Annotated in this window: 10 protein-coding genes; 6 read left to right on the forward strand and 4 right to left on the reverse strand. The window is 48.9% G+C overall.

The genetic code is table 11. The features are described from left to right. The first annotated feature begins 10 nt into the window (after window positions 1-10). From nirD to RF679_RS17040, 4 genes are all read left to right on the forward strand, one after another. Window positions 11-364 carry a nitrite reductase small subunit NirD gene (gene nirD / locus RF679_RS17025; protein WP_309481823.1) on the forward strand — a complete coding sequence of 118 codons (354 nt, stop codon included), beginning with the start codon at window positions 11-13 and terminating at the stop codon, window positions 362-364. After that, a complete protein-coding gene (locus RF679_RS17030) occupies window positions 354-3,233 on the forward strand; it encodes a nitrate reductase (protein WP_309481824.1) in 2,880 nt (959 codons plus the stop codon). The genes nirD and RF679_RS17030 overlap by 11 nt, the downstream gene beginning before the upstream one ends. A gap of 293 nt (window positions 3,234-3,526) precedes the next feature. Continuing rightward, window positions 3,527-4,720, forward strand: a complete 1,194-nt coding sequence (locus tag RF679_RS17035; RefSeq protein WP_309481825.1) for a tetratricopeptide repeat protein — start codon at window positions 3,527-3,529, stop codon at window positions 4,718-4,720. Window positions 4,721-4,852: 132 nt separating this feature from the next. Beyond that, a complete protein-coding gene (locus tag RF679_RS17040; RefSeq protein WP_309481826.1) occupies window positions 4,853-5,332 on the forward strand; it encodes a cache domain-containing protein in 480 nt (159 codons plus the stop codon). A 169-nt stretch (window positions 5,333-5,501) separates the two neighbouring features. Here RF679_RS17040 and RF679_RS17045 read toward each other — a convergent pair whose 3' ends face one another. Continuing rightward, on the reverse strand, window positions 5,502-5,822 hold the full coding sequence (locus RF679_RS17045) for a hypothetical protein (RefSeq protein ID WP_309481827.1): 321 nt from the start codon (window positions 5,820-5,822) through the stop codon (window positions 5,502-5,504). A gap of 308 nt (window positions 5,823-6,130) precedes the next feature. After that, on the reverse strand, window positions 6,131-7,249 hold the full coding sequence (locus RF679_RS17050; RefSeq protein WP_309481828.1) for an ornithine cyclodeaminase: 1,119 nt from the start codon (window positions 7,247-7,249) through the stop codon (window positions 6,131-6,133). 203 nt (window positions 7,250-7,452) lie between these two features. On the opposite strand from RF679_RS17050, the gene RF679_RS17055 reads away from it, so the two are divergent. Both RF679_RS17055 and RF679_RS17060 read left to right on the forward strand, forming a co-directional pair. After that, the gene (locus RF679_RS17055; RefSeq protein ID WP_309481829.1) at window positions 7,453-7,875 is read left to right on the forward strand and encodes an Lrp/AsnC family transcriptional regulator; all 423 of its coding nucleotides are present in this window, start codon (window positions 7,453-7,455) and stop codon (window positions 7,873-7,875) included. A 131-nt stretch (window positions 7,876-8,006) separates the two neighbouring features. Beyond that, the gene (locus tag RF679_RS17060; protein ID WP_309481830.1) at window positions 8,007-9,329 is read left to right on the forward strand and encodes a sensor domain-containing diguanylate cyclase; all 1,323 of its coding nucleotides are present in this window, start codon (window positions 8,007-8,009) and stop codon (window positions 9,327-9,329) included. 38 nt (window positions 9,330-9,367) lie between these two features. Here the strand turns inward: RF679_RS17060 and RF679_RS17065 are convergent, their stop codons facing one another. Together RF679_RS17065 and ssb are read right to left on the reverse strand one after the other, a co-directional pair. Beyond that, entirely contained in the window at window positions 9,368-11,479 is a 2,112-nt protein-coding gene (locus RF679_RS17065; RefSeq protein WP_309481831.1) for a TonB-dependent receptor plug domain-containing protein, read from the reverse strand. A gap of 258 nt (window positions 11,480-11,737) precedes the next feature. Beyond that, window positions 11,738-12,235 (reverse strand): single-stranded DNA-binding protein, encoded by a 498-nt coding sequence (ssb, locus tag RF679_RS17070; protein ID WP_309481832.1) that lies wholly within the window; start codon window positions 12,233-12,235, stop codon window positions 11,738-11,740. Window positions 12,236-12,335 lie beyond the last annotated feature (100 nt).

Consider the following 12,335-nt stretch of genomic DNA (forward strand, 5'->3'; position numbering starts at 1 on the left):
GAGAATCATTATGTCTGAACAATGGCAACGCATTTGCGCTATCGACGAAATTCCGCGTTTAGGGGCGCGCGTCGTCCGACGCCAACAAGGTTGTGATGTCGCCCTGTTCCGCACCGCGCACGACAAAGTCTTAGCTTTACTTGATCGCTGCCCACACAAAGGTGGACCGCTCTCGCAAGGCATCGTGTTCGGTGAGAAAGTCGCCTGCCCTTTGCATAGCTGGACCATCGAACTCGACAGTGGTTGCGCCACGGCGCCCGACGTCGGTTGCACACAAAGTTTCCAGACCCGTATCGAAAATGGCGATGTGTACCTGTGCGCCACCGAACTGGCTGAACTCGCGATTGAAGACTATGCTGCGTGAAACGAAGTCCACTTGCTGTTACTGCGGCGTCGGTTGTGGCGTCATCATCGAACACGACGATGACAAAATCGTCGGCGTTCGTGGTGATCCAGATCATCCTGCCAATTTCGGCAAGCTGTGTAGCAAAGGAAGTACGCTGCACCTGACGGCGCAATCAGAGATTCAACATCAGGTGCGAGCGCTGTATCCCGAGCTGAGGAGAGAACGCGCTACACCACGCCACACCGCGAGCTGGGACGAGAGTATCGACTTTATTGCCGATTGTCTGCATCAATGCATCGCCGAGCATGGGCCTGACAGCGTGGCTTTTTATGTCTCGGGCCAGATGCTGACCGAAGACTACTATGTCTTCAATAAGTTTGCCAAGGGTTTGATTGGCACCAATAACATCGATAGCAATTCACGGCTCTGTATGTCGAGCGCGGTCGCGGCCTACAAACAGAGCTTAGGTGCCGATGCACCACCGTGCTCTTACGAAGATATTGATCAAGCCGACTGTATCTTGATTACCGGATCGAACACCGCCTATGCACATCCTATTTTGTACCGTCGCTTGGAAGCGGCGCGCGCTAACAATCCAGATCTGAAAGTGATTGTAGTCGACCCGCGTCGCACCGAGACCGCCCAAGATGCCGACTTGCACCTCGCCATCCAACCCGGCACCGATGTCGCTCTCATGCATGGACTCTTGCACATCTGTTTATGGGAAGGCTGGATACAGCAGGACTTTATTGGTCAACACACCGAAGGTTTCGATGCGCTCAAACAGATCGTACGCAACTATACGCCGGCTAAGGTGGCGCAGCTGTGTGGCATCCGCGAGCAGGATTTATTGCAGGCCGCCCGTTGGTTCGCCACTGCAAAAGCGAGTCTTTCCTTGTACTGCCAAGGCTTGAATCAATCGAGAAGTGGCACCGCCAAAAATAGCGCGCTGATTAACTTGCATTTAGCGACGGGGCAGATTGGTCGCGCTGGCGCAGGTCCTTTCTCCTTGACTGGACAACCCAATGCCATGGGTGGCCGCGAAGTCGGTGGCATGGCGAATCTGCTTTCTGGACATCGTGATTTAAGCAATGCGGAAGACCGCGCAGAAGTTGCTCGCTTATGGAATATCGACGACGTCCCTGCGCAAGCCGGTAGTACCGCGGTTGATCTGTTCGAAGGCTTGCACAAGGGTCGCATCAAAATCGTATGGATCGTCTGCACCAATCCGGCTCAATCGATGCCCCACCAAGTACGGATACGCCAAGCTTTGGAACGCGCCGAACTAGTGATCGTACAAGAGGCTTATCGCACCACCGCGACTTGCGACTACGCCGATGTCTTACTACCGGCGACCACATGGGGCGAAAAATCAGGCACCGTGACCAATTCCGAACGTCGAATTTCGCGCGTGCGAGCGGCGATCGAAGGTCCTGGTGAAACACGGGCCGATTGGCAAATCGCTTGTTCAGTGGCGCAAGCGCTGGCAGCTCGTATGCAAAAACCACGGATCCATTTCGATTACCAATCTGTTGAAGAAATTTGGAACGAACATCGCGCTTCAACCTATCAGCGTGATCTCGATATCACGGGACTGTCCTATCAATTACTCAATGCACGAGGGCCGCAGCAATGGCCATTTCCTGAAGGCGCGCAAACTGGGCAAGCACGTCTCTATACCGACTTTAAATTCGCTACCAGCAACGGTAAAGCGCGCTTCATTGCGATGGAATACCAAACGGCATCCGACAAAACCAATGCGCGCTTCCCTTTTGTTCTCAATACCGGCCGTCTACGCGATCAGTGGCATGGCATGAGTCGTACCGGCACCGTTGCTTCATTGTTTTCGCACGAACCAGAACCCTGCGCCTATCTCGCACCAAGCGATATGCAAACCCGCATGTTGAATGAGGGCGATTACATTTGTTTGCGCAACGAACGCGGCAGTGTGGTGCTGGCCGCGCGTGCAAGTCAACAAGTGCAATCGGGGCAGATTTTTGTGCCCATGCATTGGGGACAGGAGAGTGTTAGCGGCAAGCAGACCGCTGCACATCGCGCTGCAAATAAGGATAAAGGAGATTCTTTAGAGAGCGTGAATCTCGGCATTAGTCTCGGCATCAATCTCGGCATCAACACGCTGTGCAGCGATGCGAAAGATCCCATCTCACATCAACCCGAACTCAAATACGCACATGTGCGCATTGAGAAACTGGAGCTGCCATGGCGCTATCTCAGCATCGCCATGCTACCGCGCGAACGTGCTTTTCTGGCGCAACAAACATTACGGTCTTACTTCCAACAGTTCTCTTATGCACATTGCACATTACTCAGTGTTCCCGATAGCACAATGTTGGGCTTACGCTTTCGCGCCGCAGACCAGCACGCTGCGTCAATCGCACTGATGGAAGCCATTGAATCCGCCATAGAAATCGACGCCAGCAACAGCCTGCGCTACGACGATCTATTGCGACATGAGCATCGTCATTTGCAAGTGTTCATGAGTCCACAAGGCTTGCAGTTACGCGCCTTCTCACTTGCTGGTGATTTGCGTACTGAATCTTACTTAACTGAAGTTTTGCAATCACAAAGTATGGTCGCCCGCAGTGCGGATTTATTTCGGCAACCCGGTACAGCAAGTGCACCAGCCAGCAAAACGATATGTAGCTGCGCTCAGGTCAAAGAATCACAGATTACGAAAGCCGCACAAGACTTCTTTGAAACGCAATCAGAGAATCCCCATCCTCAAGACCATGGTGAGATCAAAAGACAATGCTTACAAAGCCTACAAGGCAAACTCTCGTGCGGCAGCAACTGTGGTTCATGTTTGCCTGAAGTACGGCGACTGATCAATCTCACGCATCAGCGCCCATCGCTGATTCCATCTTAAATTGCGTGACGTACTTAATCAAAAGACAAATTCGGATACAAAAATTAGTAAGATGCGACAATCGATTAACGACAAATACGTACCAGAGCCATAACAACAACTTTGTCGATTAATAAAAATGTGACAGATATCGGGGACTTGATCCCCGGATTTACCCCATTCACGACTTTTCCATTTGCCTCCTTTGCTTTTCGCACTATGCTAAAGAGGTCATCAGCGTCACTTGAGCCACCAGCCTCGCGTGCCCTCATGCCTATTTTGCAAAAACAAAGTTTCGAAGAGGAGTCGATCAAATGAAGCCCCAACATTCTTTTTCGCTGACTCATCTGATGCGCGGGTGTGGCCTTGCCATTTGTTTATTGCTGAGTGCCTGTAGCACCACCAAAGTGCAAGTCAATGTACCCCAGCATCTGTTTAATGATGCGGCATTCGCACAGTCAACGCCTGCACCTAATCCTCAAGCGATCTTTCAAGTCAGTGATGAAATGCGCCAGTTCATCGCTAAAGAAATCGTCACACAGATTCGCTCTTCAAGTCATCAAAGAGCTCTTTTTAATGCGCTCTACACCAAGGCTCAGCTCAAGTTGGAATACGATTCTTCGTACACCCGCAATGCCTCCGAAACTTTCGCCAGCCGTTCAGGCAATTGCCTTTCATTAGTGATCATGACTGCTGCGATCGCCAAAGAGATGGGACTTGATATTAGCTATCAAAACGTGTTTGTGCCAGAGATGTGGAGTCGTAGTGGCGCGCTTTATTTCAACGTTGGTCATGTCAATATCGTCTTAGGAAAACGTCATTTTGATGATCGCAATCATCTGGATAAGAATTATCAGATGACGATCGATTTTTATCCCCCTGAAGATACTGCTGGTCAACGCACAGTCGAAATAGCAGAGAACACGATTGTGTCGATGTATTTCAATAATCGTGCTGCAGAGAGTATTTCGGCAGGCAAGCTAGAACAAGCGTATCAATTCGCACGAGCTGCGATCAATGCCGACCCGAGCTTCGTTGCCCCCTACAATACTTTGGCAGTCGTGTATTTGCGGAGCAAACAAGCAGAACTTGCCTACGCGAGCCTATCGCACGCACTGCAGTTGGAGCCAAGTAATAAGGTCGCCATGTCCAACATCATTCAAGCTGCGGAAGAAACAGGGCGTGACGAGGAAGCCAAACGCTTCAGCACTCGCTTAGCTTCACTACAGCCATTCCCACCATTCCACTTTTTTAAACTGGGCATGAAAGCGATGGAGGAAATGGATTACCGTGTCGCCAAGCAGCATTTCCAGAAAGAGCTCGATCGCGCACCGGATTACCACGAGTTTCATTTCTGGATCGGTATGGCGCATCTTCGTTTGGGGGAAGTTAAACTGGCCGAACAACACTTTAATGCGGCGAAATCAAACAGCACATCGAGCAAAGATCATGCAATCTACTCGGCTAAGTTGGATCGCTTAAATGCTCTCAAATCCCAAATTAACTAAAGCCGCGGAATTCTCAATAGCGGCGCGCGAACAACTCTCGACACCAAACTTTGATAATGTTAGCCTTGGCACGGCTTAACTTATCTATACTTTATTTCGTCGTAAGAGTTGGAACAAATTTGGAATCGCATCGTGCTAGCAAGAAGAACTCTCCTCATCATACTCATCGCCCTCGGTTTGGGTGCTTGGTACGCCACCTACAAGTACGATAGGAACTTATCTGGTGTCAGCAAAGACGAAACCGAGTTCATGGTGAAACGCGCGATCACTTTCATTAAGACGCAAGGAGAAAGTGCGGCCTATGCAGAGATTAGTAACCGTGCTGGGCGATTCGTCGATCGCGATCTGTATGTGGTGGTCTACACCATGGAAGGGAAAGTGCTCGCCCACGGTGCCAATGGCAAAATGATAGGCAAAACCTTAATTGATCTCACCGATATCGACGGCAAGACTTTTATCAAAGAACGCATTGAATTAGCCAAAACAAAAACTTCGTTTTGGCAGACTTATAAATTCACGAACCCCGAAAACAAAAGGATAGAGCCCAAACTGACCTACTGTGAAAGGCTTAACCAAACTATCGTTTGTGGCGGCTTTTATCCAGAATCTTAAGTAGTTTCGGTTCGCCTAGAATATTCGATTGATGCTTCGTCTGATACTGCACAAATGACAAGAGCCTGCTCGCACTCTATGCGACAGGCTCTTTTTTTCCCTGATCGTTTAGCTTCGATCGAGACTCACGCAATCAAACTGCCTCTATCTCAAGCAAGCTCAAAAAACCTTAGGCAGCAAGGAACACCGCTGTTTTCGCGGAATCGCGTGCGGACGCAGGCAAATCTGTCAAATGCGCGGCACCACCCATGAGTTCAGCAATCTTGTCCTTCAAAGCACCTTCTTGCGTTGCCAACTCGAAATGTGCAGGACGTTGAGTTTGTACGATACCCCAGCGCACGATAGGAGAACGAGCACCACCATCTAGCAAGGCATGATCTTTCAACCATTGCTCAAAAAAGCGGGTTGGCATTTCACTATCGATCCAAATCAAGTTATCAGATGTCATCAACTTGTTATATGGTGGACGAACCAGAATTTCGTAGATCATGATGTTTCCTCTCGGGGGGTAGTCTTCACTATTCTCAAACCTCTTGTGTGAAGATGCTTAGCCCAAAAACGTGAGCCGGAAAACTTCGGTTGACACATATACTTACAAAATCGCAGTTTTTTTAAATATTTTTGAGTTTTCTGCGATTTCGGTAATTAAAAGACAAAAAAATAGCCCAAATCTGCTTCGACTTGGGCTAAACCTTAAATACAGGACAATACTTTAAGGGGAGATCTTCACAACAGTACTACTCAAAAACTCTAATTGCGTAACAATCAAACAATAATTGCACAAGAACCAAACAAGAATTACGCAACAAATGCTGGTGTCGTACGCACACTATTCGCCGCTACTGGTGCATTTGCTGCAATAAAACCAAACAAATTCTTCGGATCTGGCAAAGCTGGGATCAAAGACAAAGTCTCGTTCATGCCCAATTCATTGGCCGCATCGCGCATATAACGCAAAGCAGAATAATCTTCCAAAGCAAAGCCTACTGAATCAAAAATCGTCACTTGGTCAGCGCTCCGACGACCGACCACTTTGCCAGACAAGACTGTCCACAATTCCGTCACTGGGAAGTCGGCTGGCATTTGCTGCATATCGCCTTCGATACGTGATTGCGGTTCGAATTCGCAGAACACTGGACCCATACGCAATACATCCGCGTGGATTTCCGTTTTACCTGGGCAATCGCCACCTACGCCATTGATGTGCATGCCTGGTTCGATCATGTCTGGCGTGATGATCGTTGCATTGGTTTTATCTGCTGTCACAGTCGTGATGATATCGACGCCTTTGACCGCTTCTTTGGTACTCGTGAAACGCTTAGTCTTCACGCCCATACGCGTCAAATTCGCTTCCAATTTATCGGTTGCAGCGGAATCGATATCGTACAAATGGAAAGTCTCGATACCGAGCAAGTGATGGAATGCCAAGGCTTGGAATTCACTTTGAGCACCGTTACCAATGATCGCCATAGTCTTGCAGTTCTCACGTGCCAAAGCACGTGCCGCTACCGCTGACATCGCCGCTGTGCGGATCGCTGTCGTCAAGGTCAATTCGCTAACCAATTCTGGCACGCCAGTCTCAACGTCAGCCAAGACACCGAACGCCATCACAGTTGGCAAATTGAAGCGGTAGTTGCTTGGGTGACCGTTCACATATTTGAAGGTATAGCTCTTATCGTCAGCAATCGGCATCAATTCGATCACGCCGACATCAGAGTGATTAGCGACACGAGCGCATTTATCAAAGGCGTTCCAACGCAAGAAATCTTGGTTAATATAAGAAGCCACGCCAGTGATACAGGCAGCGATACCGCGCTTGTTGATGATTTCAGCGACACGTTCTGCGCTCAAATATTGCGTTACCGCGCGGCGTGGTGTGATGGTCGTGGTCGCTTTAGTCGTTGATGTGGTGGACATGATGGTCTCCGTTATACATTCTCTAGTTAATCCCAGCTGATACTCAATTTGTTGGTTTCAGAGGGTTCAGCAAACTGCGCTGATAAGTTCAAATTCGATGGGAGAATCTTACGGGATGTCGATGTTAAACAGAATCGGCAAAAATGTACCAATTTCGTCAAAAAGCTGGCAAAATGAAAGCCTCAATTGACTAAATGAACAAAATGGACGCTTTAGATCAACAATTAATTGCGCTCTTGCGCACCAATGCGCGACTCAGTATTGCTGCTTTGGCACATAAATTGAAGGTGTCGCGCGGTACGGTCAATAACCGTATCGAAAAGCTCGAAAACGATGGCATTATCGTCGGCTACACCGTGCGTTTGCGCCCCGATGCGCAACCGAATGAGATTCGCGCTTGGATCAGCATCGCGGTCGAAGGCAATGAAACGCGCGCGGTCATCGCCAAACTCTTAGGCGAACCAGGTATAGAAGAGATCCATGACACCAACGGACGTTGGGATTTACTGGCGAGCTTGCGAGCCCAAAACCTGTCCGAACTATCGACCATCCTCGAACGCATCCGCTTGATTAAGGCGATTCAGAATACCGAGACGAGTATTCATTTGCAGACTTTCCGGACTTAAAGCGTCAATGAGGCGCCACAACCAATGAGTAGCCTGATCAAGTCTTGAGACAAATCAAAACTGGCACCTCGAAGCAAACCTATTCTACAAAAAGGAGAGCAAACAATCACAATAATAAAAAGGGCAAACACATGGATACCAAATCCAGAGCCATTCTGGTGCCAGCAGCACAACTCGACGACGAACTCAGTAAGTGCGCCAACTGCTTTAACTTACTTGAATATTTGCGCTACGGTGTTTTATATTGCATACGCCCCACCGAATCGGCGAACGACTTTCTCATCAGTTACGCAAACCGCACATTCTCGAAGCTGACAGGTATCACAGATCTAGCAGAACACTGGCTCAGCGAGCTACAGAGTCATCTCCAACTGCTACAACACACACTGGTAGATTTAGCCAATCAGGTCATGGAAAGCCAGCGGCCCTATTCCGAAGAATTTTGTTCTGCCGATGGCAAACACTGCTTCAGCATCAACTTGAGCCGGCTCGACATTCAAGCGCATTCAGCCCTCATTATCGCGCTCGAAGACATCAGTGAACGCAAGCAAGCCGAGCTCGCCTTAAGGCAAATGAATCAAGACTTCATCACGGTACTCGAGTCAACTTCTGACTTCATCTACATCAAAGATCAGGCCAGTCGTATTCGCTACTGCAGTCAAACATTAGCCGACATTACCGGGCATAAAAGTTGGCGTGACATGGTCGGCAAACACGACAAGGAAATCTTTCCCTTGGAAACCGCACAGGTCTATATGCAAGAAGAAATTCCTATTTTTCAAAAAGGCATTGCATTGTTAAACAAGATCGATCCCTACTTCCGCAGCGATGGCAGCATGGGATGGGTTAGCACCAACAAATGGCCCATGTTTGACGAAGATGGCAAAACCGTCATCGGCATTTTCGGCATCAGTCGTGACATCTCGGAAAGCAAGCAGCGCGAAGATGAATTACGCACCATGGCGACCACTGACTTCTTGACCGGACTCGCTTCGCGCCGCGATTTCATTGACGACGTCAATCGTCAGATCGCCCGCATCCATCGTGCACCACAAATCCAAACTTGCCTATTGATGATGGATCTTGATTTCTTTAAGCGCATCAACGATGTCTACGGGCACGCAGTTGGCGATGCGATGCTGCAACACATTAGCCATCTGATGAAAAACGAGGTGCGCCGCGTCGATAGTATTGGACGTATTGGTGGTGAGGAATTTGCCATTCTCATGCCAGATACCACCATCGCAGCAGCACAAGCATTCGCGGATCGTATCCGCAATAAGGTGATGCACACACCGTTACTGGATAAAGACCGAGTCATTCCCATTACGATCAGCATAGGCATCACCCAAATTTCTTGCAACGACCGCTCTTCCGATTCCATTCTTGAGCGCGCGGATACGGCCCTCTATCAAGCAAAAAACTTGGGTAGGAACCGCGTCGAATTAGCTTGAAAGTCTCTTCGCAAAGAAGCCGATGTTCCCTGTGCACACTACATCGCCCAATTGAACTCCAAAGAAATGTGGCGATAATTTGGAAAGTTCATGCGACTGATCGCATAACCCGTCTGCGTTTTGATACGGCTTTCGGAAGGTGAATTTTTCGCAAGCCAATTCTTGACTGCCAATCGTACGCTGAGCTGCTGCATGTTCCAATACAGGTAACTATCAATTTGATGCGATGCATCTGACTTGTTCCATTGCAGTGGATTGACGCGACAATTGCTTGCCGATTGAAATTGATCACTGATCCCCATCTTGATGCGATCAACACCTGCATAATCGAGCGACAACTTCAGAGCATAGGCGTGACAAGTCCACGCCAACGAAGGATCCGCCGCAAAAGAATTGAAATCAGATTGGGTTTGTTGTGCACTACTCTTGAATTGGAGCTGCTTGAGCTTATCGGAAATCAGCGTCGCAGGAAAACTAAGTTCAACACCAACTGTGCGCTTAAACGCACGCCCATCATTAACCTCATGCATCAGCCAAAGCTGATCCTTGTTGAACAACTGCTGAGTATGTAAATCGCTGATCATCCTGAGGTTAAGATTGAGCGCAAAGCTCAGTTGTTGCTCGCCACTATGTTCGAACGCCAGATCAAGCCCATGCGCCAACTCTGGAGTGAGCTTGGGATTGCCGACCTGCTGATACCACGCGGTATTGTTATTAATCTGAGGCGCCAGACTCGCTGTGATCGAGCGCGGATCTGGATTCTTAAAGGTACGAGCGTAGGCGAAACGCAACTGGCCACGATTTTCCGTATCCAATTTCCACAAACTCTGTGCGATCGGACTAGTGACGCGAGACACGTGACTGCCATTCACACCATCGCTTTGTGTTATCTTTGATTGGAACACTTCTGAACGCAAACCCAGATATTGCGACCAAGTTGGTGTCAGCTTCCATTCATCTTGTGCGAACCACGCCAGCGATTCAGTTCGCAGACGAGAAGCAAACCATTCCTTGTCATCGTAGTTCTTATCACTACGATTCACACCGCGACTGAATTCCCACCCGAACTTCAAAAGATGCGATGCGATATTGTCGTTGGTCAATGACCCACTACTTACCCAAGTATGGCTGGTGTCCCAACCATTACTGCGTCGACGAAGAGGAGTCAGGGCGTTGATGGGCCAACCAATTTGCTCGACAGAATCGCGGCGCATGAAACTGGATCCAGAAAGCTGGGTATCCAACAGATAGCCTTTAGCCAGCTCTCGTTTCCACTCCAACCTGCTATGTTCACTACGCACATCGTAAGTATTATTTTGATCAACACGCGGCACAACCACTGGCGCTCCGCTCACCACCCGCCAGTATTCCGGCCCAAAAATCTTACCGTGTTGTTGCTTGAAAGCGAATTGCGCCGACCACTGATCGCCATTTTCACTCTTAAAGTCGAAACGAGGCTCGAATGAAATGGTACTTACCGCAACGTGTACTTTACCCGATGTATCAACCCTATCCAGAACACGATTATCCCCATCAAGATTCAGCGCACTCGCTGCGCTATGCAATAGGAAATCGGCGTCTCTAAAAAGCAAAGATTGTATGTACGAATAGGAATCCGACTTTTTCTGCCAATCCCACTCCACTGTGTGAGCCGCACTTGAAGGCGAACTTTTTGCCAAACGGTATTTGAGCTGGCTGGCATCGTTCAATATTCTGCGCTTGAGCACGATATTAATCACACCACCAATCGCTTGCGTACTCATTTCGGCAATTGCGCTGCGTATAATTTCGATGCGCTCGACTTGATGAGGTTCGATATCATTGAGGCCACGGCCGGACACAGGCGGAAGGCCATCGACAAGGATCATGGTATATGCCGCACCAAAGCCGTTCAAGCTTACCGACTTACCGTCCGTAGTGACTCCGGGTTGTCGACTCAGGACATCGACTAATGATTGATCGCCATATTTCAGAATGTCTTCACGCCGTACAACGAATTTTGCCGCCGTGTCATCTCGACGCGAATCGTAGTTAGCTTTGACCTCTACCGTTTGCCCTTGCGGTGCCTCGGCCTTATTTTGCTGAGAATTTTGTTGAGACTTGTGCTGAGAAGCTGGCTGCTCTTGCGCAAAGCAAAGCGTGGGAAGCAAGATCAGGCACGAAGATACCCCACAACACAAAGAAGACAAGGACAAGCGCCGAGGAAAAATGCCGCGCATAAAAAGAGAAGATTTTTGGGAAAGGCGCCATCATGACAGAATTCAACTTGCACGAATAGCATGAACAACATGAAACGTTTGAATGCTTCAGTGTTATACGGACGAAAAAAAACAGCACATCAGATGTGCTGTTTTTCTTGATGGAGTCTGATCAGGTTTGATCAAGCGCGCTACCTTACAACCGAACCATCAGAATGGAATGTCGTCATCCATATCTGAGAAGTTTGGCGCTGGGCGCTGTGCCGGTGCTTGACGTGGTTGTTGCACTGGTGCGCTGTATTGTTGTTGACGTGGTGCTGGTGCGCCATAGCCGCCATCATCATCCATCGCCGCTGCGCCACCGCCCATGCCTTGACGGCTACCGAGCATTTTCATTTCATCTGCACGAATATCCGTCGCGTATTTTTCGACGCCGTCTTTGTCGGTGTACTTACGGGTACGCAAAGAACCTTCGATATACACTTGCGAACCTTTTTTCAGGTATTGGCCAGCGATCTCTGCCAACTTACCGAAGAACGTCACACGATGCCATTCGGTCGCTTCTTTCTTCTCACCTGTTTGTTTGTCTTTCCACGTTTCTGTGGTTGCCACAGCGATCGTCGTCATCGCGTCGCCACTTGGCATATAACGTGTTTCTGGATCACGGCCAAGATTGCCGATAATCATTACTTTATTCAATGAAGCCATTTCTATGTCTCCTACACTCAAATCAGTTGCGGTACTTTTCTAAAGCGACCAACAACCTTGGTTTATCAACGTAACTCACATGTTTCATCTAATCAAAAAT

Source organism: Undibacterium cyanobacteriorum (assembly GCF_031326225.1).
GTDB lineage: Bacteria > Pseudomonadota > Gammaproteobacteria > Burkholderiales > Burkholderiaceae_D > Undibacterium > Undibacterium cyanobacteriorum.